Annotated in this window: 26 protein-coding genes; 17 read left to right on the plus strand and 9 right to left on the minus strand. The window is 67.6% G+C overall.

The window, feature by feature from the left end; translation table 11 throughout:
• Positions 1 to 143 precede the first annotated feature (143 nt).
• Positions 144 to 821: an MOSC domain-containing protein gene (locus NX1_RS07610; RefSeq protein WP_068056014.1), complete on the minus strand. Its 678-nt coding sequence runs from the start codon at positions 819 to 821 to the stop codon at positions 144 to 146.
• 66 nt (positions 822 to 887) lie between these two features.
• Entirely contained in the window at positions 888 to 2003 is a 1116-nt protein-coding gene (gene ygfZ / locus NX1_RS07615) for a CAF17-like 4Fe-4S cluster assembly/insertion protein YgfZ (protein ID WP_245668382.1), read from the minus strand.
• A 171-nt stretch (positions 2004 to 2174) separates the two neighbouring features.
• On the opposite strand from ygfZ, the gene NX1_RS07620 reads away from it, so the two are divergent.
• The 11 genes from NX1_RS07620 (at position 2175) to NX1_RS07670 (ending at position 12483) form a co-directional block, all read left to right on the plus strand.
• Complete coding sequence (locus tag NX1_RS07620) at positions 2175 to 3095, plus strand: aminodeoxychorismate lyase (RefSeq protein WP_068056018.1); 921 nt, start codon at positions 2175 to 2177, stop codon at positions 3093 to 3095.
• A 131-nt stretch (positions 3096 to 3226) separates the two neighbouring features.
• Positions 3227 to 4723, plus strand: coding sequence for a cytochrome ubiquinol oxidase subunit I (locus tag NX1_RS07625; protein ID WP_068056021.1), 1497 nt, complete (start codon positions 3227 to 3229; stop codon positions 4721 to 4723).
• An 11-nt stretch (positions 4724 to 4734) separates the two neighbouring features.
• Positions 4735 to 5766, plus strand: a complete 1032-nt coding sequence (cydB, locus tag NX1_RS07630) for a cytochrome d ubiquinol oxidase subunit II (protein ID WP_068056024.1) — start codon at positions 4735 to 4737, stop codon at positions 5764 to 5766.
• Positions 5767 to 5772: 6 nt separating this feature from the next.
• A complete protein-coding gene (cydD, locus tag NX1_RS07635) occupies positions 5773 to 7641 on the plus strand; it encodes a thiol reductant ABC exporter subunit CydD (RefSeq protein ID WP_068056027.1) in 1869 nt (622 codons plus the stop codon).
• The gene (locus NX1_RS07640) at positions 7638 to 9302 is read left to right on the plus strand and encodes an ATP-binding cassette domain-containing protein (RefSeq protein WP_068056030.1); all 1665 of its coding nucleotides are present in this window, start codon (positions 7638 to 7640) and stop codon (positions 9300 to 9302) included. The genes cydD and NX1_RS07640 overlap by 4 nt, the downstream gene beginning before the upstream one ends.
• Positions 9303 to 9686: 384 nt before the next feature.
• Positions 9687 to 9998, plus strand: coding sequence for a WXG100 family type VII secretion target (locus NX1_RS07645; RefSeq protein ID WP_068056170.1), 312 nt, complete (start codon positions 9687 to 9689; stop codon positions 9996 to 9998).
• Positions 9999 to 10006: 8 nt separating this feature from the next.
• Positions 10007 to 10306 carry a WXG100 family type VII secretion target gene (locus NX1_RS07650; protein WP_068056171.1) on the plus strand — a complete coding sequence of 100 codons (300 nt, stop codon included), beginning with the start codon at positions 10007 to 10009 and terminating at the stop codon, positions 10304 to 10306.
• Positions 10307 to 10320: 14 nt separating this feature from the next.
• The gene (locus tag NX1_RS36830) at positions 10321 to 11241 is read left to right on the plus strand and encodes a hypothetical protein (RefSeq protein ID WP_169812193.1); all 921 of its coding nucleotides are present in this window, start codon (positions 10321 to 10323) and stop codon (positions 11239 to 11241) included.
• A complete protein-coding gene (locus NX1_RS36835; RefSeq protein ID WP_169812194.1) occupies positions 11238 to 11612 on the plus strand; it encodes a polymorphic toxin type 24 domain-containing protein in 375 nt (124 codons plus the stop codon). The genes NX1_RS36830 and NX1_RS36835 overlap by 4 nt, the downstream gene beginning before the upstream one ends.
• A gap of 18 nt (positions 11613 to 11630) precedes the next feature.
• Positions 11631 to 12029 carry a HEAT repeat domain-containing protein gene (locus NX1_RS07665; protein WP_084501198.1) on the plus strand — a complete coding sequence of 133 codons (399 nt, stop codon included), beginning with the start codon at positions 11631 to 11633 and terminating at the stop codon, positions 12027 to 12029.
• An 82-nt stretch (positions 12030 to 12111) separates the two neighbouring features.
• Positions 12112 to 12483 (plus strand): SCO4402 family protein, encoded by a 372-nt coding sequence (locus NX1_RS07670; RefSeq protein ID WP_157119583.1) that lies wholly within the window; start codon positions 12112 to 12114, stop codon positions 12481 to 12483.
• A 44-nt stretch (positions 12484 to 12527) separates the two neighbouring features.
• Here NX1_RS07670 and NX1_RS07675 read toward each other — a convergent pair whose 3' ends face one another.
• The 6 genes from NX1_RS07675 to NX1_RS07700 form a co-directional block, all read right to left on the minus strand.
• Complete coding sequence (locus NX1_RS07675; RefSeq protein ID WP_068056045.1) at positions 12528 to 13274, minus strand: heme-binding beta-barrel domain-containing protein; 747 nt, start codon at positions 13272 to 13274, stop codon at positions 12528 to 12530.
• A 260-nt stretch (positions 13275 to 13534) separates the two neighbouring features.
• Positions 13535 to 13840 (minus strand): DUF1416 domain-containing protein, encoded by a 306-nt coding sequence (locus tag NX1_RS07680; protein WP_063023277.1) that lies wholly within the window; start codon positions 13838 to 13840, stop codon positions 13535 to 13537.
• Between the two features lie 5 nt (positions 13841 to 13845).
• Positions 13846 to 14679 (minus strand): sulfurtransferase, encoded by an 834-nt coding sequence (locus NX1_RS07685; RefSeq protein WP_068056048.1) that lies wholly within the window; start codon positions 14677 to 14679, stop codon positions 13846 to 13848.
• A gap of 29 nt (positions 14680 to 14708) precedes the next feature.
• Positions 14709 to 15209, minus strand: a complete 501-nt coding sequence (locus tag NX1_RS07690) for a DUF4395 domain-containing protein (protein WP_068056051.1) — start codon at positions 15207 to 15209, stop codon at positions 14709 to 14711.
• 283 nt (positions 15210 to 15492) lie between these two features.
• Positions 15493 to 15942 (minus strand): thioredoxin family protein, encoded by a 450-nt coding sequence (locus NX1_RS07695; protein ID WP_068056053.1) that lies wholly within the window; start codon positions 15940 to 15942, stop codon positions 15493 to 15495.
• Positions 15939 to 16748 carry an LmeA family phospholipid-binding protein gene (locus tag NX1_RS07700; protein ID WP_068056056.1) on the minus strand — a complete coding sequence of 270 codons (810 nt, stop codon included), beginning with the start codon at positions 16746 to 16748 and terminating at the stop codon, positions 15939 to 15941. The genes NX1_RS07695 and NX1_RS07700 overlap by 4 nt, the downstream gene beginning before the upstream one ends.
• 185 nt (positions 16749 to 16933) lie before the next feature.
• On the opposite strand from NX1_RS07700, the gene NX1_RS07705 reads away from it, so the two are divergent.
• The 6 genes from NX1_RS07705 (at position 16934) to pstB (ending at position 22981) form a co-directional block, all read left to right on the plus strand.
• Positions 16934 to 17695 carry a winged helix-turn-helix transcriptional regulator gene (locus tag NX1_RS07705; protein ID WP_068056173.1) on the plus strand — a complete coding sequence of 254 codons (762 nt, stop codon included), beginning with the start codon at positions 16934 to 16936 and terminating at the stop codon, positions 17693 to 17695.
• A 161-nt stretch (positions 17696 to 17856) separates the two neighbouring features.
• Positions 17857 to 18771: a mycothiol synthase gene (mshD, locus tag NX1_RS07710; protein WP_068056059.1), complete on the plus strand. Its 915-nt coding sequence runs from the start codon at positions 17857 to 17859 to the stop codon at positions 18769 to 18771.
• Positions 18772 to 19105: 334 nt separating this feature from the next.
• Complete coding sequence (gene pstS, locus NX1_RS07715) at positions 19106 to 20218, plus strand: phosphate ABC transporter substrate-binding protein PstS (RefSeq protein ID WP_157119584.1); 1113 nt, start codon at positions 19106 to 19108, stop codon at positions 20216 to 20218.
• 88 nt (positions 20219 to 20306) lie between these two features.
• On the plus strand, positions 20307 to 21281 hold the full coding sequence (gene pstC, locus NX1_RS07720; RefSeq protein ID WP_174555464.1) for a phosphate ABC transporter permease subunit PstC: 975 nt from the start codon (positions 20307 to 20309) through the stop codon (positions 21279 to 21281).
• The gene (gene pstA, locus NX1_RS07725) at positions 21281 to 22186 is read left to right on the plus strand and encodes a phosphate ABC transporter permease PstA (protein WP_174555465.1); all 906 of its coding nucleotides are present in this window, start codon (positions 21281 to 21283) and stop codon (positions 22184 to 22186) included. The genes pstC and pstA overlap by 1 nt, the downstream gene beginning before the upstream one ends.
• An 18-nt stretch (positions 22187 to 22204) precedes the next feature.
• Entirely contained in the window at positions 22205 to 22981 is a 777-nt protein-coding gene (gene pstB / locus NX1_RS07730; protein ID WP_068056065.1) for a phosphate ABC transporter ATP-binding protein PstB, read from the plus strand.
• Between the two features lie 187 nt (positions 22982 to 23168).
• Here the strand turns inward: pstB and phoU are convergent, their stop codons facing one another.
• Positions 23169 to 23831 (minus strand): phosphate signaling complex protein PhoU, encoded by a 663-nt coding sequence (phoU, locus tag NX1_RS07735; RefSeq protein WP_068056068.1) that lies wholly within the window; start codon positions 23829 to 23831, stop codon positions 23169 to 23171.
• Positions 23832 to 23841 lie beyond the last annotated feature (10 nt).

Here is a 23841-nt window from a genome sequence, read left to right on the forward strand (position 1 = left end):
CCTCGCTGGCGCTCGGTTCCGGCATGCGCGATGCGCGCTGGCACATGATTCGCTCGCTCCGCTCGCTCATGCCTGCACCTCGCTGGCGCTCGGTTCCGGCATGCGCGATGCGCGCTGGCACATGATTCGCTCGCTCCGCTCGCTCATGCGCCGCGCCGTTCGGCGGCGTGCGCGGCGTTGGCGTACCGGCGGGCGTGCCGGTCGATCTGCATCCTGATGTCGTCGGAGACGGTGGATTCGTGTTCGAGCAGGGTGGCGAGGCGTTCCATGTCGGCGCCGGTGAACACATCCCGCACGGTGACGCCGTGGTCCGGGACGTGCACCACCTCGACGGTGTCGCCTGCGCCGATCGTGCCTTCGGTGAGGACGCGCAGGTAGGCGCCGGTATTGCTGCGCAGCGTGAAGCGCTTGACCCACTGCGCCTCGCCGGACCAGTGCTGGAAGGTAGCGCACGGCACTCGCGGCGCGCTCACCTCGAGCAGGGTGTCGCCGATCGCCCAGCGGGCGCCGACCACGGCGTCGCTCACCTCGAGGCCGCTGATGCGCAGGTTCTCGCCGAACCAGCCCGCGGGCAGTTCCCTGCCGAGTTCGTCGGCCCAGCGCTGCGCGTCGTGCTCGGCGTAGGCGTAGACCGCCTGGTTCACGCCGCCGTGGTGCTTGGTGTCGCAGACGTGGTCGCCGTCGAGGCCGAGGGCGCGCACGCCGACTCGGCCTGGGACGGGCCGCTTGTCGATGGCGGTGCGGCCGACCCTGGTCGGCACCTCCAGATCGGCGTGCACCACGCAGACCGCCAGCACGTGGGCGGTGTCATCGCTGCGCATCGGCGCCGCTCCCTTCGTCGAGTTGGTGGGAATCGCGAGGCTTGGCGTCGAGCAAGGTCGGGCGGATCACCGTCCGCGCAGCCGGTCGACGGCGAGACGGCCTGCTTGCGGCTCGTCGTCGGCGGGGACCGAGTCGGGATCGATGGCGGCGGCGGTCGGACCGGCGACGAGCGCCGTGTCGGCCGGAATCGTGCGCTTGATCAGGGCCAGCGCGATCGGGCCGAACTCGTAGTGATCGACCACGGTGCCGAGCCTGCCCACGGTGCGACCGCCCGCGGTGACGTCCTCGCCGGGCGCCGGGCGCTCGTCGGCGGAACCGTCCAGGTGCAGCAGAACCAGGTGGCGCGGTGGCTTGCCCAGGTTGTGCACCCTGGCCACCGTCTCCTGGCCGCGGTAGCAGCCCTTGTCCAGGTGCACGGCGCCGTGTTCGTCGACGCCGCCGATCCAGCGGGCCTCGTGCGGGATGGTGCGCTCGTCGGTGTCGAGGCCGATGCGCGGGCGCAGCGCGGCCACCCGCAGCGCCTCGAAGGCCCACATGCCTGCGGGTTCGGCGCCCGCTTCGGTGAGTTTCGACCACCACTCGGACAGCCGCTCGCGAGGGATCACCAGGTCGAAGGAGTCGGCGGTCGGCCAGGGCATGCGACGAAGGAAACCGCCGCCCGGCAGCGGCACGGCCTCGTAGACGCCGGGCAGATCGGCCACGCCGAGCGCGGCCGTCAGCTCGCGCGCCCGGGGTCCGAGCAGGCTCAGCACCGCGTGGTCGTCGGCCTCGCGCGGCTGGGCGTCGGCCCAGAAGACCATCTTGCGCAGGAAATCCAGCAGGGCCGGACCGCGATCGGCCTCGGTGTCGGCCCAGACCGTGCCGCCGAGGTCGGTGAGCACGAAGTGGTGCTGCACGCGACCATTGAGATCGAGGTCCAGATTTTCCGCGGACCGCCCGTCGGCGAGGTCGGCGACGTGCTGGCTGGTGATGGTGTGCAGCCAGCTCAATCGCTCGGCACCGGTGATGCTCAGGACGAAGCGGTGCGAGCGATCGATGACCGCGACGCGTTCCGCGGCGGCCTTCTGCTCGCCGAAGGGATTGCCGTAATGCCACGCCACGGCGGCGTCCGGAGTCCCGGGCGGACCCGCGACGGCGCCCGGAAGGGAAAGCAGAGGGCTGGGTGCATCGACCACGGACACGTCCTCCACTGTAGTGGCAGTGCCGAACTCGGTCCGTGGACGGCCTGCGCGCGGCCGGTGTAGCGACGCCGGAGTTGCGCGGCGGGTGGCGCGTCCGCCGACGACGCGCGGACGCGCGCGACGGCGCGGCAAACATAGGCAAGAGCAGCGCATACCGCCTACGCTCGACGCATGGTAGATCGGGTACTTGTCACACTCGACGGCGTCGTCCAGGATGCGGACGTGCCGTTGCTGTTCGCCGACGACATCGGAGTGCTGCGCGGCGACGGCGTCTTCGAAACAGTGCTGGTGCGCGGCGGCGCCGCGTGTGCGCTCGAATTCCATCTAGGCCGGCTAAGGCGCTCGGCGCAGGCGCTGGAGCTACCCGAGCCCGAACTGAGTCGCTGGCGCGAGGCCGCCGAGACCGCCGCGAAGGAGTGGGGCAGTGAGCGCGAGGGCTTGATGCGCTTGGTGATGACCCGCGGACGGGACTCCGAACTGTCCGGCGTGCGATCCAGCGTCACCTCGGGCGATCTGGCCGCGGCGGTCCCGGTGCCGACCTGCTACGTGCTGGTGGTTCCGGTGCCGGATCGGGTGGCGAAGGCGCGCACCGAGGGTGTCTCGGTGGTGACGCTGCCGCGCGGCATCTCGATCGACCTGGCCCAGGCCGCGCCGTGGCAGCTGCTCGGCGCCAAGACGCTGTCCTACGCGACGAATATGGCCGCACTGCGTTTCGCGCACCGGATGGGCGCCGACGACGTGATCTTCACCAGCACCGAGAACCGGGTGCTGGAGGGTCCGCGCTCCACGGTGGTGATCGCGCGCGACAAGAAGCTGATCACGCCGCCGGCCAAAAACGGTGTGCTGCCGGGCGTCACCCAGCGCGCGCTGTTCAACGAGGCGGAGAAGGCCGGGTGGACGTGCAGCTACGAACTGCTCTTCACCGCGGATTTGCTGACCTGCGACAGCATCTGGCTGCTCTCCAGCATCAGCCTTGCCGCGCGGGTGAATTCACTGGACGGTTTGCGTATGTCGGCGCCGGACAACGCGAAGGAGATCATCGAACTGGTAGATCGTGGTATTGATCGGGCGGGCGCCATCGGCGATTGGTGAGGTGACGTCCGCCTCGCCGAGGCGGACAGCCGCCTGCTCCCCGTGCGTGTCGTGTCCTAGCGCACGTTGATTGCTCGGCCCCGCCGCGTAGCATTTACTACGACAAGTAGTAGGGCGGTTTGGAGGGTCGAATGAGTGTTCTGGACATCTCACGTTGGCAGTTCGGCATCACGACCGTCTACCACTTCATCTTCGTCCCGCTCACTATCGGTCTCGCCCCGCTCGTCGCGGGCATGCAGACCGCGTGGGTGATCACCGGCAAGGACCATTGGTACCGGCTGACCAAGTTCTTCGGCAAACTGTTCCTGATCAATTTCGCGCTCGGCGTCGCCACCGGCATCGTGCAGGAATTCCAGTTCGGCATGAACTGGAGCGAGTACTCCCGCTTTGTCGGCGACGTGTTCGGCGCGCCGCTGGCGCTGGAGGCGCTGGTCGCCTTCTTCCTCGAGTCGACCTTCCTCGGCCTGTGGATCTTCGGCTGGACGCGCTTGCCGAAACTGCTTCACCTTGGCGCGATCTGGCTGGTCGCGATCGGCGTGAACGCCTCCGCCTACTTCATCGTCGCCGCCAACTCGTTCATGCAGCATCCGGTCGGCGCCAGGTACAACCCGGAGCGCGGGCGCGCCGAGCTGACCAGCATCTGGGAGGTGCTGACCAACAACACGGCGCTTGCGGCCTTCCCGCACGTGGTCGCGGGCGCGTTCCTGACCGCGGGCACCTTCGTCGCGGGTATCGCTGGCTGGTGGATGGTGCGCAACGCGCGCAGCGGCGATCCGGCGAAGGTCGCCGAGGCGCGCACCATGTGGCGCTCCGGCGGACGCGCGGGCATGTGGGTGATCGTGGTCTCCGGCATCGCGCTGGTGCTCACCGGCGACATCCAGGGCAAGCTGATGTTCGAGCAGCAGCCGATGAAGATGGCCTCGGCCGAATCACTCTGCCACACCGCGACCGACCCGAACTTCTCGGTGCTTACCGTCGGCACGCACAACAACTGCGAGAGTGTCACCCACGTGATCGAGGTGCCGTACGTGCTGCCGTACCTGGCCAAGGGTGAGTTCACCGACGTCACCCTCGACGGCGTGCAGGATCTGCAAAGGGCCTACATCGAGAAGTTCGGTCCCGGCGACTACCGGCCCAACCTCTTCGTCACCTACTGGTCGTTCCGCGCCATGATCGGACTCGCCGCAGGCTCGATGGCGCTGGTACTCGCCGGACTGTGGCTGACCAGGCGCGGCAGGGTGCCCGATCAGCGCTGGTACTCGTGGCTGAGCTTGCTGGCCATTCCGACGCCGTTCCTGGCCAACAGCGCGGGCTGGGTGTTCACCGAAATGGGCCGCCAGCCCTGGGTGGTGGCGCCGAACCCGACCGGTGACCCCGCCCTGCGAATGACGGTGCAGCAGGGCGTGTCCGACCACGTGGCCGGCACCGTGGTCGCCTCGCTGGTGGTGTTCACGCTGCTCTACGGCGTGCTCGCGGTGGTGTGGTTCTACCTGATGCGGCGATACGTGATCGCCGGGCCGGAACAGCCGCCCGCGCACAAGCCCCCTGGCCCCGGCGACACGGGTGGCCCCGGTGAACGCGGGCGCGCCGAAGAACCTGCCGTCGAACAGCTTTCGTTCGCGTACTGAGGAGTCCGACGATGAGTCTGCAAGAGTTCTGGTTCGTCCTGATCGGCGTCCTGTTCACCGGCTACTTCGTGCTGGAAGGTTTCGACTTCGGCGCCGGCATGCTGATGCCGATCCTCGGCAAGGGCAGCGACACCCGGCGGCGCGTGGTGCTCAACACCATCGGCCCGGTGTGGGACGGCAACGAGGTGTGGCTGCTCACCGCCGGTGGCGCGATGTTCGCCGCGTTCCCCGAGTGGTACGCCAGCCTGTTCTCCGGGTTCTACTTCGCGTTGCTGTTGGTCCTCGTCGCGCTGATCCTGCGCATCTGCGCCATCGAATACCGAGCCAAGATCGATGATCCCGTGTGGCGGGCGCGTTGTGACATCGGCATCGGCATCGGCTCCTGGCTGCCAGCGTTCGCGTGGGGCTGGGTGTTCGCCAACATCGTGCACGGGGTGCCGCTGGACGGAGACAAGCGGATCGGCGGCTCGCTGTCCGACCTGTTCAGCCCGTACGCGCTGCTGGGCGCGCTGACCACCGGTCTGTTGTTCCTGCTGCACGGCGCGATCTTCGTCAGCCTCAAGACTGGCGGCGAGGTGCGGGCCGACTCGGTGCGCCTGACCCGACTCCTGCTCGCCCCGACCGCGCTCGTCGTCGCCGGGTTCGGCCTCTGGACGCAGCTGGCCTATGGCGCCGGATGGACCTGGATTCCGCTGGGGCTCGCGGTGCTGGGTTTGGTCGTCGCGGCCGTCGCCGTGTCCGCCGGACGCGACGGGTGGGCGTTCACCGGAACGACGTTCGTCATCGGCGCCGCGACGGTGCTGCTGTTCGGCTCGCTGTTTCCGAACGTGCTGCCCTCCACCATCAGCGACGCGTTCCACCTCACCATCGACAACGCTTCGTCGACGCCTTACACGCTGAAGGTGATGAGCTGGGCGGCGGTGATCGTCACGCCGGTGGTGCTCGGGTACCAGGGGTGGACGTACTGGGTGTTCCGCAAACGCCTGACGGTGGAGCAGATTCCGGCGCACACCGGGCTGCCGCTGGGGTCGGCGAAGGACTGATCGCCCATGCCACGTCCGCCCGTCGACCCGCGCCTGTGGCGGTACGCCCGCTCGGCTCGCAGGTATCTGGTGCTGAGCGTCGGGTTGTCCGTGGTGATCACGGTGTCGATCGTGGTCACCGCGGTGACGTTGGCCAGGGTGCTGGCCGGTGTCATCACCGACCCGGGTGCGCGCGGATTCGGTTCGTGGACGGTCGAAATCGCGGTGCTCGCGGGCTCGATCGGCGCGCGGGTGCTCGCGACCTGGGTGCAGGCCAGGGTGGCGCACCGGGCCGGTGCGGACGTCGTCGCGGAGCTCGAGACGGAAGTGCTCGCGGCCGGTGCCCGGCTGACTCCGCGTGAATTGGAAAGCCGGAGAACCGAACTCGCGGTAGTGGTCGGTACGGGGCTGTCCGGGTTACGCGGCTATCTGAGCGGTTACCTGCCCGCGCTGCTGCTCGCGGTGCTGGTGCCGCCGATCGTGTTGGCGGTCATCGCTGCGCACGACTTGGTTTCCGGTGGGATCGCGCTGGTCACGCTGCCGCTCATTCCGATCTTCATGGTGCTGGTCGGGTTGCTCACGCAGGGGCGTGCGGCGGCGACGCTGGAGGCGACGACGCGTTTGTCGGATCAGTTGCTGGATCTGTTCGCCGGGATGCCGACGTTGCGCGCGCTGGGACGGGAGCAGGGTGGGGACGGCGAGCAGGCTTCGCCCAGGCAGCGCACCATGGCGCAGCGCGTCCGCGAGCTCGGCGACGCGCTGCGATCGCGCACCATGCGGGCGCTGCGGATCGCGTTCCTGTCCTCGATGGTGCTGGAGCTGCTCGCGACGCTGAGCGTGGCGTTGATCGCGGTGTCCATCGGCCTGCGCCTGGTTTACGGCGGGATGAGCCTGTATGCCGGGCTCGTCGCGCTCATTCTCGCGCCCGAGGTGTATCTGCCGTTGCGGATGGTCGGCGAGCGGTTCCACGCGGCCCAGGACGGTATGGCGGCGGCCGACAAGGCGTTCGCGATTCTGGAGCCTGGCGAAGCGATCGCCGACCGACCGGCGGCGGCAGGTAGCGCGTCCAACCGACGGGTGGAATCGGTCGCCGAGTCGGCGGTCGAACGTCCGGCGGGCGATGCTCGGGCGGCTGTAGGCGGGGCTGCGAGCCCGGACCCGGGGAGTGTCGGCGGGCAGCCGGAATCGCCGGTCGGGGATCGAAAGCCATTCGGTCGCATCGAGATGCGCGAACTGAGTATCGCCGCTCGGGACGGCTTCGCTCCGGAGGGGCTCGCGGCGGTGATGCGTCCGGGCGCGGTGACCGTGCTGACCGGGCCCAATGGCAGCGGCAAGTCGACGGCACTGCTCGCCGTGCTCGGTCTCGTGCGGCCGGAGCGCGGGAGCGTGCTCGTCGACGGAGCCGATGTGCGCGAGCTGGACGCCGAGTCGTGGTGGGCGCGGGTGGCGTGGCTGCCGCAGCGGCCGGTGCTGGTGCCGGGCACGTTGCGGGAGAACCTGGAACTGCTCGGCGCGCGGGCCGCCGACGATGCGGATCGCGGGGCGGTCCTCGAAGCCGCCTGCGCCGCCACCGGATTCGACGCCGTGCTGGACGAGCTGCCGCAGCGCTGGGACACCGTCGTCGGTGCGGGCGGCGCCGGTCTGTCGCTCGGCCAACGTCAGCGCCTCGCGCTGACCAGGGTGCTCGCCGCCGACCGTCCGGTGCTGCTGCTGGACGAGCCGACCGCCCATCTCGACGCCGCGAGCGAGTCGGCGGTGCTCGCCGCCCTTCGAGCCAAGGCCCGCGACGGAGCCACGGTCGTCGTCATCGGTCACCGCCCCGCTGTCCTGGCCGCCGCCGATTACGTCGTGCCCGTGCGCGCGTCGATCCCCGACGAGGCGGTGAGCCGGTCATGAGTTCGCAGAGCGTGCGTGACGATTTCCGCAAGATGTGGGACCTGCTCGCGCTGTCGCCCTGGCGGGTGGCGGTGGCGATCGGTTGGGGCGTGCTGGCGCTGGGTAGCGGACTCGGGCTCGCGGCCTTGGCCGCGTGGCTGATCGCGCGGGCGTGGCAGATGCCGCCGGTGCTCGACCTCAGCGTCGCGGTGGTCTCGGTGCGGGCGCTCGGCATCTCGCGTGGCCTGTGCCGGTACCTGGAAAGGCTTGCGACGCACGATGTCGCGCTGCGGTCGATGACGACCGCGCGCACGAGCGTCTACCGCACCTTGGCGGGCTCGGACGTGTGGCTGCGCCGGGCGCGGACCGCGTCGGAGGACGCGGAGCCGGCAAGCGCGGCGCGGTTGCGGCGCGGCGATCTGCTGGTCCGCGTCGGCAGCGACATCGATGATCTCGGCGCGGTGGTCGTGCGCGCGCTGGTGCCGATCGCGGTCGCCATCGTCCTGGCCTTCGCCGCGATCGGGTTGCTGGCGACAATTTCCGTTGCGGCCGCGGTGATTCTGGCCGCCGCGCTCGGGGTCTCCGGGATTCTCGCGCCCTGGCTCTCGGCGCGCGCCGCGCGCGAGGCGGAGACCGCGGTGCGCGCCGACCGTGCCGAATTCACCGCGCAGGCGCTCACCGTGCTCGACCACGCGGCCGAACTGCGCGTCGCGGGCAGGCTCGATGCGGCGCTGACGGCCGCGAAGAACGCGGGCGAGCGCGCGGTCGCCGCCGAGGACAAGGCCGCGTCCCACACCGCTTCTGCGGCTGCGGCGACCCCGCTCGCCATCGGCGCGAGTGTGCTGGGAGCCCTGCTGATCGGCATCGTCATCTACGGCTCGAACGGCGGCGCGCCCGGCGCCATGACGCCGATGGCGCTCACCATCCTTGTGCTGCTGCCGCTCTCGGCTTTCGAAGCGGTCGCACCGCTGCCCGCCGCCGCGCAGGCCATCACCACGGCGCGAGCCGCACTGCGCAGGCTCTCCGCCGCCGAGGCTGCCGACCCGCGCGGAGCGGCCGGTTTGCCGCGCGAGCTGCCCGAGCTGCCCGCCGGGCGCCGGATCGCCGTCGTGGGGCCGAGCGGGGCGGGCAAGACGACGCTGCTCATGTCCTGGGCCGGTCTCTTCGACACCCCGCGGCCCGACACCACCTTCTTCGCCGAGGACGCCCACCTCTTCGGCACCAGCGTCCTGGAGAACCTGCGCGTGGCGCGCGGCGACATCACCGAAGCGGAGGCGGAACAGGCGCTGCGCGCGGTCGGCCTCGGCGATTGGCTGGATTCGCTCGCCGACGGGCTGCACACCGAACTGGTCGGCGGCGCGGCCGCGGTCTCCGGTGGACAGCGCCGCCGCATCCTGCTCGCCCGCGCCCTGCTCGCACCGGCCAGGGTGCTGTTGCTCGACGAACCAACCGAACACCTCGAGGCCGAGGCGGGCGCCGACCTGCTGCGGGCTTTGCTCGAACCCGTCGGCGGACTGGTCGATCCGGACCGGACAGTGGTGGTCGTCACCCATCAGCTGCCCGCAGAGCACCGGGCCGACGCGGTCGCGCACGTCGACGCATCGGGCCAGGTCACGGTCGAATATCCGGCCCGCAACGGCGCCGTTTCCGCCGCCCGCGAAATTCCGTTGCCGACCTGGTGATCCTTCGCTAGTTTCGTCAGTACACGGGAAGGAGGTGGTTCGAAGAATGAGTAATTCCAGGACACGTGAGGTGGCTGTCCGCTAGCGCCACCGCTGCAGGTGGTATCCGCCCGCGCGTGCGCTGACGAATACCAGCAGTCACCCGACCCCCGAGCCCCCGGTCTTGTCCGACCGGGACCGGTGCAGGTTCCCGAACCCGCACCGGTAAGTGGCTCGGGGGTCGTTCCGTTTTCGGGCACCTCGGGGAGCCTCGACCTGCACCGAGCCTGCCCACTCGGCGTTGGGTGCATGCGAGGGTCGCGTATATGGTGTTCGGAGCCTCTCGAGACAGCCAAAGCGGGCATGCCGTTCGGAGACAACGGGGGCGCGAAGGGGGAGCACACGATGGATGGGAATGTTCCCAATGTGTCGGTCGTGCCAGAGGACGTGCAAGACGTCGGTCGGTTCGCCTACCGGGTTGCCACCGAACTTCGTTCCGGTGCTGCAATGCTCGACAACGAGGTAACCGCGCTCCTGGCCTCTTGGAAAGGCAGTTCCGCCACCTCGTACGCGGACGGTTGGCGCGAGATGCACGCAGCGGCGCTGCAAGTATGGGATGAATTGTTCGAACTCGCAGAAAAGCTCGGAATCACCGCAGATACCTATCGGCAGCGAGACACCGGCACTGCGGGCGCGTTCAGCTCGCTGAATTTGTGAGTTCCGTCATGACGAGCGAATACAGCGTCGATCTTGCCGACCTCGAGACTCTGGCCGCGCGGTTGCGCGCTTATCAAGGATTCCTCACGGATCAACTCGATGAGCTGACACAACGTGTCCGTGCGCTGACATCGAATTGGTCTGGACAGGCTGCGGCGGCGTTCGACGAAGCACATCGAGACTGGGCACGCAGCGTGGCTCAACTGGAGTCAGCATTGCAGACGATGGAACAGGACGCCGCGCGGGCGCATACGAGCTACTCCGCTGTGATCGCAACCAACAGCAAGATGGTCGGCCGCCGTCGATAAAGGCAGGGTGGGGATTGGAAGGCAAACCAGAAGTCTATTACAACGCCAGTCGTCGATGCCTGGAAACATCGAATGATATAGATAATTTTTTCACCATCAACGCTCGCGTCTTGAAGACTGCTGACGAGGCGGGCGGTACTGATCGCACTGGGCGCGAATGGGTAGCAAAATACGACCCTTGGACTCAGGGTCTTTACCGGATGGTCTACGAGTCGTTGCTTCCCGCGCTGGACAACTACGCTCGAATTCTCAACCAATCCGGGTTCAATCATGCGATCGGCGAATATAATTCCGCGCGGGAGCCGAAACCAGCGAAACCCGAGAAGCCGACCATATCTGCTCCGGATCGAAGCTCTTCGGTAGATATCGGCGCTCTGATCACCAATAAAGGATCAGGCCAGGGATTGGCCGACAACGGCGGGCTCACCGAGGCCGCAGTGGGTGCCTCCTGCCCCGACGGCAACACCGAGGACTTGCGAGACGCCGAGGACTCTTGGCAGAAGCTGGGTCTTCGTAAGCCGCAGGCAGTCGCCGACTTGGAAACACTCATTGTCGACTTCCAGCACCTGGATGCCAAGGACGCGGAAGGCATCGTGGAAGATCTGCAAGATCTCGAAGATGCCGTGACCGACGTATTCTCCGAATGTAGCAAGCTGGCCTCGTTCGCTGGTGCCCAGCGCGGCCATCTCGAGAAATTGCGAAGCGACACCTTGCCGAAGGCGATTCTCGACGAGGTCGACAAAATGATGATCGGGTCGAATTCGTTACGCGTCCTTCGCTACTCGAGGTGCGATTCACTCGGATCGGCGTTCCTAAATTGTTCGTCGAGGCGATTCGTGTGCGAGTGGTGGAAGAAGTGGGCAAGTGGAGTGAGCAGCGAAACGAGGCCTACCGCTCTGTCGAGCCCAGCGATTTTCAGCACAAGCGAGCATTGACGGACGAAATAAAGGAACGTCAACCGCAGGAGTTGGATGATACGGGACCTGACTCGGGGCCTACTCCGGGCCGGACGTTACGTGAGACGCTGGAGAATGCTCCTTATATCACCAAGGGCAATATCACGATTGACAATGGACCACCCAATGGGTATATCGTAAAGCGTGATCCGAATGGGAATATCACCAACTATGTCCAGTTCGACGAGAATGGTCGCGGTATCAAACGGGTAGACCTTACCGGTCGACCGCACGGCGGTGTTCCAACTCCGCATGTCGTCGAAATGGTGCATGACCGTGCGCCCGATGGGCGAATTTTTGTGCGAGAACGTAAGGATGCCCGCCCGGCTCGCCCGGACGAGATACCGTAGGAGTCGCAGTGAGGAAGCATGGAGCGTAATCGAATTTCGGAAGATGTCCGTTCGGCGCAATGGGACGTCCGCCGAGATGCCGCGCGGACGTTGGGTGGAGTGCTGCCGGATACTGCGGCGCTGTCGGATTTGACCGCATTGCTGGACGACGAAGACACCGCCGTGCAGCAGGAAGCGGCGGAATCTCTTGTTCGGTATGGGGACCGAGTGGGTCTGATCGTCGTGCTGACCGAGTTGGGCCGGCGGTCCGAGGATCCCGACTCGGACTACATCGCCTACCGCCTGCGCGAACTTCAGATCTTCGAGCGACTGCCGATATTGGAAGCGGCGCGAACGATCGCGGGGGAGCTGACGCCAGAGGCTCACGCCGGACTGGAACAGCTGGAAGCGCTATTCGGAGACGTTGTCGGCGGCTAGCTGAACCAGCACCCATGACAACGTTGAGACGGACCACACACCAGTCGACCGAATGGCTGACATGGCGGAGCTGGGATCACCCGTGAGCGATGTCCGTTTTCCGGAGATGCGCGAAGCTGTCGTACGCGCGTTGGGATCCCTCGCGGACCCCGAGTACCAACAGCGTATTTCGGTGGAGCGTCGATTTCCGCATGCCGGTTTCCACGATGATCTGGACACGAACATCAGCACGCTGTACGACGATTGTGTCGTCATCCCGGATCCGCGCATCAGGATCGGGACGGTGCTGGTCGATGGACCGGAAATCGAACGCCTCATCGAGTTGGATCGCGCGCTCGATCCCATGATTCGGCGGCTGGGTGATGTCTCGGACGCGGTGTACCTGGCGGATCCGGCTTGGCCTGCGGTGGTCGGTGCCGCGCGGGCCGCGCTCGCCGCGATGACGGGTGAATGACCGTGTCTCCGGCCCGGAGGCGGCCGGAGACACGTGAGGTCGATCTAGCCGATGTAGCGCTGGAGGCGGGCGGAGAGGCGGGGTTCGAGGGGGCCGTCGGCTACTACGCGCTCTTCGACGTAGGCGAGGTCGCCGCCTTCGACGATGCCGTAGAGGCGCTTGGCGCCGCCGACGACGATGCCGGACTGGCTGCGGATGACCACGTCGGTCGCCAACTCCCAGGAGGACTGGGTGAGGGCGGTGCCGTAGAAGAGTTCGACGATGCCCGAGCTGTGCGTCAGCAGCAGTTCGATGACTTCGTCGTTGCCATCGATACCGACCCGCCAGAAACCGGTCTCACGCAGATCGGGTCCGCCGTAGCTGCCGTCGGCCTCGATGACCCAGGAACGCGCGTCCCAGGAGAGGTAGTCGCCGCCGTCGTGCGAGACGACGATCTGCTGGCCGAAGCGGTAGTCCCCGCGCTCGGGATCGTTGCCCTCGCCTTCGCCGCGCCAGACGCCGACCATGGGGAGCAGCGCCAGCATGGCCGCGCTGAGGTCCGGCCCGAGTCGCAGATTCGCGGTGTCCTCGGGCAGCGGCAGATCCGGCAGCACCGGAATGTTGCGGGCGCCGGTGGATTTCGCGCGTTCGGCGGCCTCGGCCACGGCTTGGTCGCCGCTGCGCCGAGCGCCCGCGTCGTCACCGCGCTGAGGCTTTCCGGCGGGCCCTGGCCCGCCGGCTGGAGCGCTGCCGTTCATCTGTTCACTCGCTCGCTCGGCCGAATTGGAACCTTCGCTCGCGAGATCGCTCATGCCTGCGTCTCGCTGGCGCTCGACTCCGGCATGCGCGACGCGCGCTGGCACATGATTCGCTCGCTTCGCTCACTCATGACTCGGTGAACAGCCGGTAGAAGACGTACAGACCGAACCAGCCGATCAGCACCGATACCAGGACCAGCAGAATTTCGAAGAAGAGGACCACGTCTGGAGTCTAACGAGCGCCGCACCGGACAGCACAACGGCCCCGGAGCTTCCGCGGGGGGAAGCGCCGGGGCCGTTGAGGTTCGAGCGCCTTACTTGGCGACCGCGACGTCCACCGCGTGGATGCCGGCGCCTTCGGGGCGGACCTCGGCCGAGCCGTTGCCCGCGGAGGACAGCGCACGGACGGTCCACGAGCCCGGAGCCGCGAAGAACCGGAAGTCACCGGTGCCGGAGGCGACGACCTCGGCGGTGAAGTCACCGTTGCCGTCGAGCAGCCGCACGAAGGCTCCGCCGACCGGCTGACCGTCGGTGCTCAGGACACGGCCGGTGATGACCGTCTCCTTCTCCACGTCGACGCCTGCGGGGATGGCCTGACCCTGGGTAGGTGCTGCACACATGTTGATTACGCTCCCAACTCGATCGGTGCACCGACGAGAGAGCCGTACTCGGTCCAGCTCCCGTCGTAGTTCTTGACGTTCTGGTGGCCGAGCAGCTCCTGCAGCACGAACCAGGTGTGCGAGGAACGCTCGCCGATGCGGCAGTAGGCGATGGTGTCCTTCTCGCCGTCCAGGCCGGCTTCCTTGTAGATCTCGGCGAGCTCGGCGTCGGACTTGAAGGTGCCGTCCTCGTTGGCCGCCTTGCTCCACGGCACGTTGATGGCGCCCGGGATGTGGCCGGGACGCTGGCTCTGCTCCTGCGGCAGGTGCGCGGGAGCGAGGATCTTGCCGGAGAACTCGTCAGGCGAACGCACGTCGACCAGGTTCTTGGCGCCGATGGCCGCGATGACCTCGTCGCGGAACGCGCGGATCGACAGGTCGGGCGCCGCCGCCTTGTACTGCGTGGCGGGACGGTTCACGGCCTCGGTGGACAGCGGACGGCCGTCCAGCTCCCACTTCTTGCGGCCGCCGTCGAGCAGCTTGACGTTGTTGTGGCCGTACAGCTTGAAGTACCAGTACGCGTACGCGGCGAACCAGTTGTTGTTGCCGCCGTAGAGGACGACCTCGTCGTCGTTCGAAATGCCACGCGCCGAGAGCAGATCGGAGAACTGCTCCTGGTTCACGAAGTCACGACGAACCTGATCCTGCAGGTCCTTCTTCCAATCGAGCCGGACGGCGCCCTCGATGTGGCCGCCATCGTAGGCGGAGGTGTCCTCATCGACCTCGACGAAGACGACGCCGGGGGCGTTGAGGTTCTCTTCGGCCCAGTCCACGGAGACCAGGACATCGGAGCGAGCCATTGTGTTCCTTTCAGAGATGACTTGCAGGGTCAGTTCGATGCCGGGACTGGGTTCCGGCGGAGGCGGGCGACCAGCGGATAGATCTGGCAACCCAGGCAGATCCCGAACGCCGCGTTCAAGAACGCCGCGAACAGGGCAAAGCCGGCGAACACCGCGCCGACGACTGTGGAGCCGAGCACGAAGCCCAGCAGGCTGACGGCCGCGAACACGAAGCCGAGCAGCTGCGCGAATCGCAGCGGCGGCGTCGGCTCGGTCTCGCTGGTGGGGGCGAGGCGCGGCGCGAGGAACGTGGCGAAGATCCGGCCGTACGGGTGCTTGCGCGGACCGGCGGCGGCGCCGATCGCGAAGACGACCGCTTGCAGCGCGATCAGGACCGCGGCGGCGCCGGGCGAGACGGCCGCGGCCAGCAGGACCAGGACGAGGACGGCGGTAGTGGCCCAGGCCGCGAAGCGCGGGCCGCGCACGTCGACGCGGTCGGTCGCGGGGCGAATCGCTGTTCGTTCGAAAGTGTTCCGGGTTTCGGTGGACATTGTGCGTACTCCTGCGCTGAATGCTTTGATTGGCTGGAAAGTTGCCAGTTCGCCGGGGGGATCGAGCGATCACTCGCGCGGCGGGCAGCGGTCGGCGTCAGGAAGATTCCGGGGACGGCCGACCGATCAGCGGCACAGGCAGCAACAACCACCGAGGCGACACAGATCAACTGTGCGGCGTCGGGTGAGCATCAGCTCGTGGTCGGATTGCACGAGAGGCAGTTTACCCAATTCGACCGGAGAATTGGGACCGGGGGTACGTCACAGTCGCCGTCCAGCGGCCTTACGACTGGTTTTGCCCCGTCAAGGGGGCCAACGCGGTGCGCAGATCGCCCGCCTTGGGAACGCCGGAGATGCGGAAGCGCTCCCTGCCCTCGATGTCGAAGACGAACGTGGTCGGCAGCGAGAGCACGTTCAGTTCCTTGGCCAGCGCCGGTTCGGCGTCGATGTCGACTTCGATGTCCTGCGGTGGGCGCGGCGTCTCCGCCAGGTCCGTCGCGACTCCGGCAACTACCCGGCGAACCGCGACGCACGGTCCGCACCAGTCGGCGGAGAAATGCAGCACCGCGGGACCGGATCCGGTCACGCCCACCGAGGCGAGCAGGGCGGCCCGCGCGGAGCCGGTCTCGGTGGCGGGAGCGGCCGCGCGCAGCTTGCCGTGGCGGCCGCGCAGCACCAGTCCGACGGCGACTGCGGTGAGCAGAACGAGAGCGAGAAGTGTGAGTTCGGTCATGGTCTCTGCAGCTGGTCCAGGTCGATCGTCACGTTCTCTCCTTTGCCCTCGACCAAGATCTGCCCGCCCAGCGCGAACACCTTCGTCGGGCGCACGCCGAAGGGCAGGTCCTTCGTATCGATAGTGCGCGTGAAACGCGCGAGCACCGCGGGCCGGTCGGCTTCGGGCACGACGGCGGTGGTGGTCAGGTCCGTGTCGCTGCGGTAGAAGCCGGTGGCGACGATCTTGACCTGGTCGCCGTCCAGCGTCAGCTCGGCCTGCACCGCGACCTTGTCACCGCTCTGCGCGCCCGACTTGCCAGGCTGGACGGTGCTGCCGGGCAGCGTGCCGGTCAGCACGAGCGCGCCCTCGGTGGTCATGCCGGTGCCGCCGGAGCCGCCCGTTCCGTCGGATTTGTCCGCTGGACGCGAATGCACTTGCAGATCGGGGATATTGAACAAGCGGCCCAGCTCGACCGGCTCGATGCGCATCCCCGCCTGAACCTTCTCCACCGGCACCTTGCGCACGTTGCCGTCGGCCAGGTCGCTCATGCTCACCCTGACGCCGGTGAGCGTCGCGTCCACCCTGATCTCGCCGGGAATGTCGGGGCGGACCACGTCGGCGCGGATCACCATGCTCTGGTAGCGCCCGTCGAGCGCCTGGCCGAGAAACGGGAAGCCGTGGATGGTCACCTCGGGATCGGCGCTGAGATCGGTTCCCTCGCGCAGGGTGCGCGAGACGCGGTACTCCGAGTAGGCGGCGGCACCGAAATCGATGACGACCGCCAAACCCGCGAGACACAGCAGTCCGATGATCAGCTTGCGCATGCCATGAACAGTAATGCGACGGCGAGTCCCGGGTTGCGACGGTCTCATCGGCGGCACTTCGCTCACCCGGATGGCGAGGTCATCGGGGTTGACGCGCTAATCTTGCACTCGATTACCTGTGTATTAGCGATGCGGCCTCGGCGATGCTGCCGTCGCTTCGGCGCTACGAGATGGGAGGAGGGCTTGTGGAGCTGCTCCTGCTGACCTCCGACCCCAACCCGGAGTCGGTGTTGCCCTCGCTTGCGCTGCTCGCGCACAACGTGCGACCTGCCCCGACCGAGGTGGCGTCGCTGTTGGAGGCGGGCACCGCCGACGTCGCGCTGGTCGATGCCCGCACCGATCTCGCGGCCGCCCGCGGACTGTGCCGCCTCCTGGGCAGCACTGGTTCGTCGGTGCCGGTCGTCGCGGTGCTCACCGAGGGCGGGCTGGTCGCGGTGAACGCGGACTGGGGACTTGACGACATCCTGCTGCCCGGCACCGGACCCGCGGAACTCGATGCCCGGCTCCGTTTGCTCGTCGGTCGCAACGGCGGCGTCGCGAGCCCCGAGAACACCGGCAAGATCACCCTCGGCGAACTCGTCATCGACGAGGGCACCTACACCGCCCGGCTGCGCGGCCGCCCGCTCGACCTCACCTACAAGGAATTCGAGCTGCTCAAGTACCTCGCCCAGCACGCGGGCCGGGTCTTCACCCGCGCTCAGCTGCTGCAGGAGGTGTGGGGCTACGACTTCTTCGGCGGCACACGGACGGTCGATGTGCATGTCCGACGGCTGCGCGCCAAGCTCGGCAGTGAATACGAGTCGCTCATCGGCACCGTGCGCAACGTCGGTTACAAGGCGGTCCGTCCGTCTCGCACCGCGGCGAAGGGTGAGCCCGTCACGTTCCCCGAGGACGACACCGAGGGCGACGATTCCGCCCTCACGCCCCTCAACGGTTCGGCGCAGTAGCGGCACGTACGCGCTGCCTCGCCGAACAGCTTGCGCCGACCGCCATTTCCCTCACCCGGAATGCCGGGGCGGCTGTCGGCGCTGACACACTGCGGACGAGAGTGGCGCCGAGCGGTGTCGCGGGCGAAGGCGGCGACGCCGGGACGAGAGAGGGGCAGGGCATGGTCGACGTGCGATGGGCCGACGAACTGGATGCCGACACCGCGCGGTCGGTACGCGAGTTGCTCGGGCGGGCGACTTCGGCCGACGACGTTGCCCCCGTCTCCGAACAGGCCGTGCTCTCGCTGAACGAGAAGGGCGCGGCGCGGCACCTGCTCGCCGAGCGGGCGGGCTCGATCGTCGGGTACGCCAATCTCGTTCCGGCGCACGGGGATCACCCCGCGATGACGGAGATCGCCGTCGATCCCGGCGCCCGCGGCAGCGGCGTGGGAACCGAACTCGTGCGCGCCGCGCTGGCGGAGGGTGGAGCGGGCGCGCGGGTGTGGGCGCACGGTGATCGGCCCGTGGCCAAAGCGATCGCGGCCCGTCTCGGCTTGGTGACGGCGCGGGAGCTGTGGCAGATGCGCCGACCCTTGGCTACGCCCGAGCTACCGGAGCTGACGGTCGCGGACGATCTCGTCCTGCGCACCTACGCGGGCCCCGCGGACGACCCGGAGCTGCTTCGTGTGAACAACGCCGCCTTCCACTGGCATCCGGAGCAGGGCGGTTGGACGGAGCGCGATATCGAGGTCAGGCGCGCCGAGCAGTGGTTCGATCCGAAGGGCCTGTTCATCGTCACCGCCTCCGACGACCCCGCCCGCATTCTCGGCTTCCACTGGACGAAGGTGCACCACGAGGAGCGGCCTCCGGTCGGCGAGGTCTACATCGTCGGCATCGATCCCGTCGCCCAGGGCCGTGGTCTCGGGCGCCTGCTCACCCTGGCCGGCTTGCATTACCTGCGCGACAGCGGACTTTCCGAAGTGCTGCTCTACACGGAAGCCGACAATACCGCCGCCGTCCACACCTACACGCGCCTCGCCTTCACCACCGCCCATGTCGACGTCGCCTACGCGGCGCAACAACTTGACCGGGACTGATTCGACCGAAGCGGTTCGCCGCCCGTTGGGGCGCTGATGCTGCTCCGAGCAGCTGGCGCAATTCGGCCGAATCCCCAACGGCGTATGGCGCGAAAGTGACCGACCGGGGCCGACCAGTAAAGCTGCGGCAAATGTCACACAAAACAGATGCAATCGCGCCGGGCTGTTCACTTTGCGTTCACTCAGCTTGGTCCAACTGTCAACCGAGCGACTTTACGTTACTTAAAGGCAGTGCAGCCGCTGCCTGGTGCGCAAGTTCCCCGCGAACGGCACCACAACACCCGCCCGGGCCGGTGAGGGACCGGGCGTGTCGGACGCGATTCCCGGAGGAATAGTGAATCTCAAGCGCAGCAGCGCCCTGGTCGGTGTGCTGGCGGTCGTCGCCATGCCCCTTGCCGCCTGTGGTAGCGACGACAACACCACCGGCGACCCGAGCAACGCCGCCAACACCAGCGTCGCCTGCGGCGGCAAGAAGTCGCTGAAGGCCAGTGGCGCGTCCTCGCAGAAGAACGCCATGGAGCGCTTCATCGCCTCCTACGAGGCCAACTGCGACGGCTACACCCTGAACTACACCTCCAGCGGCTCCGGCGCCGGCGTGAACGAGTTCCTCGGCAGCCAGACCGATTTCGGTGGCTCCGACTCCCCGCTGAGCTCGAAGAAGGAAGAGCCCGCCAAGGCTCAGGAGCGCTGCGGCGCCCCCGCGTGGAACCTGCCGACCGTCTTCGGCCCGATCGCCATCACCTACAACATCGACGGCGTCACCGACCTGGTCCTCGACGGCCCGACCGCCGCCAAGGTGTTCAACGGCACCATCGCCACCTGGGACGCGCCCGAGATCAAGGCGCTCAACCCGAACGCCAAGCTTCCCTCGGAGAAGATCGCCGTGATCTTCCGCTCCGACGAGTCGGGCACCACCGACAACTTCCAGCTCTACCTGGACGCCGCCTCCGACGGCGCGTGGGGCAAGGGCGCGGGCAAGACCTTCAACGGCGGCGTCGGTGAGGGCGCCAAGGGCAACGAGGGCACCTCGGCCGCGATCAAGAGCACCAAGAACTCGATCACCTACAACGAGTGGTCCTTCGCCAAGTCGCAGAACCTCTCCGTCGCGCAGATCGTCACCTCGGCGGGCAAGGACCCGGTGAAGCTGTCGGTCGAGACCGCGGGCAAGGCCATCGACGGCGTGAAGATCAAGGGCGAGGGCAACGACCTCGTCCTCGACACCAGCTCGTTCTACAAGCCGAGCGCCGCGGGTGCCTACCCGATCATGATGGCGACCTACGAGATCGTGTGCTCGAAGTACAGCGACGCCGCGACCGGCCAGGCCGTCAAGGCGTTCCTGACCTCCGCCGTGACCAACGGCCAGAAGGGCCTGGACGAGGGCGGGTACATCCCGATCCCCGAGCAGTTCAAGACCCGCCTGACCACCGCGATCAACGCCATCTCCTGATCGCATAACCATGACCGTGCACCCTGAGGTGACCGCACCGGGCTCGTCGGACTCGACGGGCCCGTCGGCGGCTGGAGATACTGCGCAGATGCCGAGTGATACGAACACCGAGCAGGCCCCGGTGAAGAGTCGTCCGCCCCACAGCCAGCGCGCCGAGGCGATCTTCCACTCGCTCGCGACGGCGGCGGGCGCGATCATCGTCGCCTCCATCGCGTTGATCGCGCTGTTCTTGTTGATTCGCGCAGTGCCTTCGCTCAGGGCCGACCAGGTGAACTTCTTCACCAGCACGGAATTCAGCACCAGCAACGCGGACAACCTCCGGTTCGGCATCCGTGACCTGCTCATGGTCACGGTGCTGAGCTCGATCTTCGCGCTGGTGATCGCGGTGCCGATCGGCGTCGGCATCGCCCTGTTCCTGACCCACTACGCGCCGAAGGCGCTGGCGCGCCCGTTCGGGATGCTGGTCGACCTGCTCGCCGCGGTGCCGTCCATCGTCTTCGGTCTGTGGGGTTTCCTGGTGCTCGCCCCGGAGCTGGAGCCGGTGCAGCGCTTCCTCAACGAGAACCTCGGCTGGTTCTTCTTGTTCGCCGACGGCAACGTCTCGATCGCGGGCGGCGGCACGATCTTCACCGCGGGCGTGGTGCTCGCGGTGATGATCCTGCCGATCATCACGTCGGTTTCGCGTGAGGTCTTCAACCTCACCCCGGTCTCGCACATCGAGGCCGCGCAGGCACTCGGCGCGACCAAGTGGGAGGTCGTGCGGATGACGGTGCTGCCCTACGGGCGCAGCGGTGTGATCGCGGGCTCGATGCTCGGCCTCGGCCGCGCGCTCGGCGAGACCATCGCGGTGCTCGTCGTGCTGCGCACCTCGGCACAGGCGGGTGGCTGGTCGCTGTTCGACGGCGGCTACACCTTCGCCTCCAAGATCGCTTCGGCGGCATCGGAATTCAGTTCGCCGCTGCCGACCGGCGCCTACATCGCCGCGGGCTTCGTGCTGTTCGCGCTGACCTTCGTGGTCAACGCGCTGGCCAGGCTCGCGGCAGGCGGAAAGGTGAACGGCTGATGGCAACGCTGACGAAGTTCGACCAGCCGGTCAAGGCCCCGACCTTCCGGCACGTGAGCACCGCGCGGCGGGTGAAGAACCACCTCGCCACCGGCCTGGTCACCGCATGCTTCGCCATCGCGCTCGTGCCGCTGGGCTGGGTGCTGTGGATGGTGATCAGCAAGGGCATCAGCGCGATCGCCTCCCCGGACTGGTGGCAGAAGTCGCAGAAGGGCATCCTGCCCGACCAGTTCGGCGGCGGCGTCTACCACGCGATCTACGGCACCGTCGTCCAGTCGGCAGTCGCGGCGATCATCGCCGTGCCGCTCGGCATCATGGCCGCGGTCTACCTGGTCGAGTACGGCCGGGGGAGACTCGCCAAGGTCACCACGTTCATGGTCGACATCCTGGCCGGCGTGCCATCGATCGTCGCGGCGCTGTTCATCTTCGCGCTGTGGATCGCCACGTTCGGCTTCCCGCAGAGCGCCTTCGCGGTGTCGCTCGCGCTGGTGCTGCTGATGCTGCCCGTGGTGGTGCGCAGCACCGAGGAGATGCTGAAGCTGGTGCCGGACGAGTTGCGCGAAGCCTCGTACGCGCTCGGCATCCCGAAGTGGAAGACCATCGTGCGGATCGTCATTCCGACCGCCGCGCCCGGCATGATCAGCGGCACCCTGCTCGCGCTCGCCCGCGTCATGGGCGAGACCGCGCCGGTGCTGGTGCTGGTGGGCTACGCGAAGTCGATCAACACCAACCTCTTCGACGGCAACATGGCCTCGCTGCCGCTGCTGATCTACCAAGAGCTGGCCAACCCCGAGGCCGCGGGCCGCGAACGAGTCTGGGGTGCGGCGCTCACGCTGATCCTGCTCATCGCGCTGCTGTACGTGGCGGCGGCGGTCGTCAACAAGCTGCTCACGCGGAACCGATAGAAGCGAACGGATATTCAGATGGCCAAGCGTATCGACGTCAAAGACCTGAACATCTACTACGGCAAGTTCCACGCGGTTGCCGATGTCTCGCTCACCGTGTTGCCGCGCAGCGTGACCGCTTTCATCGGCCCGTCCGGCTGCGGTAAGTCCACCGTGCTTCGCTCGCTCAACCGCATGCACGAGGTGACCCCGAGCGCCCGCGTCGAGGGCGCGGTGCTGCTGGACGGCGAGGACATCTACGGCGCCACCGTCGACCCGGTCGGCGTTCGCCGCACCATCGGCATGGTGTTCCAGCGGCCGAACCCGTTCCCCACCATGTCGATTCGCGACAACGTGGTGGCCGGGCTGAAGCTGCAGGGCGTGCGCAACAAGAAGGAGCTCGACGAGGTCGCCGAGCGCTCGCTGCGCGGCGCCAACCTCTGGAACGAGGTCAAGGACCGCCTCGACAAGCCGGGCGGCGGTCTGTCCGGCGGTCAGCAGCAGCGTCTGTGCATCGCCCGCGCCATCGCGGTCTCGCCCGACGTGCTGCTGATGGACGAGCCCTGCTCGGCGCTCGACCCGATCTCGACGCTCGCGATCGAGGACCTGATCACCGAGCTGAAGAAGGAATTCACGATCGTCATCGTCACGCACAACATGCAGCAGGCCGCGCGCGTGAGCGACCAGACCGGCTTCTTCAACCTGGAGGCCCAGGGCAAGCCCGGCAGGTTGATCGAGATCGACGACACCGAGAAGATCTTCTCCAACCCGGGGCAGAAGGCGACGGAAGACTACATCTCCGGCCGCTTCGGTTAAGAAGAACGAGGAAGAGGGCCCGCGCGAGAAATCGCGCGGGCCCTCTTGTTTCGGGAAATCGCCCCGGTTGGCGTGACTCGACGGATACGGCTCGGCCCCGGCGTGCTCCGCCGGGGCCGAGAGTTCGTGTGATCAGCGCGTGCCCTTCTGCTGCTGCCCGGCAGCAGTGCGCGTCGGGCTGCGCGTTCTAGGCGTCGGTGTCGGGGTCCGCGGGCAGTACGCCCGTGACGAGGAAGATGACTCGGCGGCCGATCTCCACCGCGTGGTCCGCGAAACGCTCGTAGTAGCGGCCGAGCAGGGTGACGTCCACCGCCGCGGCGACGCCGTACTTCCAGTCCCGGTCCATCAGCAGGGTGAACAGGTGGCGATGTAGGTCGTCCATCGCCTCGTCGTCTTGGTTGAGCTGGGCGGCACGCTCGGGGTCGCGCGTCTCCAGGACCTCTTTGGCGCCCGCGCCCATGTTCACCGCGATGCGGCCCATCTCGGCGAAGTAGCCGTTCACCGATTCGGGCAGCGCGTGGTTCGGATGACGTCTGCGGGTGACCTTGGCGACGTGCAGGGCCAGCGCACCCATCCGGTTCACGTCCTGCACGATCTGGATGGCGCTGACCACCTGGCGCAGATCGCCCGCGACCGGGGCCTGGAGCGCGAGCAGCGCGAACGCCTTCTCCTCGGCGTCGGTGATCATTTCGGCGATCCGGTCGGACTCGGTGATCACCTGCTCCGCAAGCGACAGATCGGCCTGTAGCAGCGACTGGGTGGCGCGGTCCATGGCCGTACCCGCGAGACCGGCCATCTCGCCCAGCAGGTGGGCGAGATCGGCCATTTGCTCGTTGTAGATGACACGCATGAAACCAGAC

This window comes from Nocardia xishanensis NBRC 101358, from assembly GCF_001613365.1.
GTDB classification, from domain to species: Bacteria; Actinomycetota; Actinomycetes; order Mycobacteriales; family Mycobacteriaceae; genus Nocardia; species Nocardia xishanensis.

Excerpts from the sequence above, each read along its gene's own strand:
- NX1_RS07610 (WP_068056014.1), bottom strand. The coding sequence starts at position 821 with ATGCGCAGCGATGACACCGCCCACGTGCTGGCGGTCTGCGTGGTGCAC.
- NX1_RS07620 (WP_068056018.1), top strand. The coding sequence starts at position 2,175 with ATGGTAGATCGGGTACTTGTCACACTCGACGGCGTCGTCCAGGATGCG.
- NX1_RS07625 (WP_068056021.1), top strand. The coding sequence starts at position 3,227 with ATGAGTGTTCTGGACATCTCACGTTGGCAGTTCGGCATCACGACCGTC.
- cydB (WP_068056024.1), top strand. The coding sequence starts at position 4,735 with ATGAGTCTGCAAGAGTTCTGGTTCGTCCTGATCGGCGTCCTGTTCACC.
- cydD (WP_068056027.1), top strand. The coding sequence starts at position 5,773 with ATGCCACGTCCGCCCGTCGACCCGCGCCTGTGGCGGTACGCCCGCTCG.
- NX1_RS07640 (WP_068056030.1), top strand. The coding sequence starts at position 7,638 with ATGAGTTCGCAGAGCGTGCGTGACGATTTCCGCAAGATGTGGGACCTG.
- NX1_RS07645 (WP_068056170.1), top strand. The coding sequence starts at position 9,687 with ATGGATGGGAATGTTCCCAATGTGTCGGTCGTGCCAGAGGACGTGCAA.
- NX1_RS07650 (WP_068056171.1), top strand. The coding sequence starts at position 10,007 with ATGACGAGCGAATACAGCGTCGATCTTGCCGACCTCGAGACTCTGGCC.
- NX1_RS07665 (WP_084501198.1), top strand. The coding sequence starts at position 11,631 with ATGGAGCGTAATCGAATTTCGGAAGATGTCCGTTCGGCGCAATGGGAC.
- NX1_RS07675 (WP_068056045.1), bottom strand. The coding sequence starts at position 13,274 with ATGAGCGATCTCGCGAGCGAAGGTTCCAATTCGGCCGAGCGAGCGAGT.
- NX1_RS07680 (WP_063023277.1), bottom strand. The coding sequence starts at position 13,840 with ATGTGTGCAGCACCTACCCAGGGTCAGGCCATCCCCGCAGGCGTCGAC.
- NX1_RS07685 (WP_068056048.1), bottom strand. The coding sequence starts at position 14,679 with ATGGCTCGCTCCGATGTCCTGGTCTCCGTGGACTGGGCCGAAGAGAAC.
- NX1_RS07690 (WP_068056051.1), bottom strand. The coding sequence starts at position 15,209 with ATGTCCACCGAAACCCGGAACACTTTCGAACGAACAGCGATTCGCCCC.
- NX1_RS07695 (WP_068056053.1), bottom strand. The coding sequence starts at position 15,942 with ATGACCGAACTCACACTTCTCGCTCTCGTTCTGCTCACCGCAGTCGCC.
- NX1_RS07700 (WP_068056056.1), bottom strand. The coding sequence starts at position 16,748 with ATGCGCAAGCTGATCATCGGACTGCTGTGTCTCGCGGGTTTGGCGGTC.
- mshD (WP_068056059.1), top strand. The coding sequence starts at position 17,857 with ATGGTCGACGTGCGATGGGCCGACGAACTGGATGCCGACACCGCGCGG.
- pstC (WP_174555464.1), top strand. The coding sequence starts at position 20,307 with ATGCCGAGTGATACGAACACCGAGCAGGCCCCGGTGAAGAGTCGTCCG.
- pstA (WP_174555465.1), top strand. The coding sequence starts at position 21,281 with ATGGCAACGCTGACGAAGTTCGACCAGCCGGTCAAGGCCCCGACCTTC.
- pstB (WP_068056065.1), top strand. The coding sequence starts at position 22,205 with ATGGCCAAGCGTATCGACGTCAAAGACCTGAACATCTACTACGGCAAG.
- phoU (WP_068056068.1), bottom strand. The coding sequence starts at position 23,831 with ATGCGTGTCATCTACAACGAGCAAATGGCCGATCTCGCCCACCTGCTG.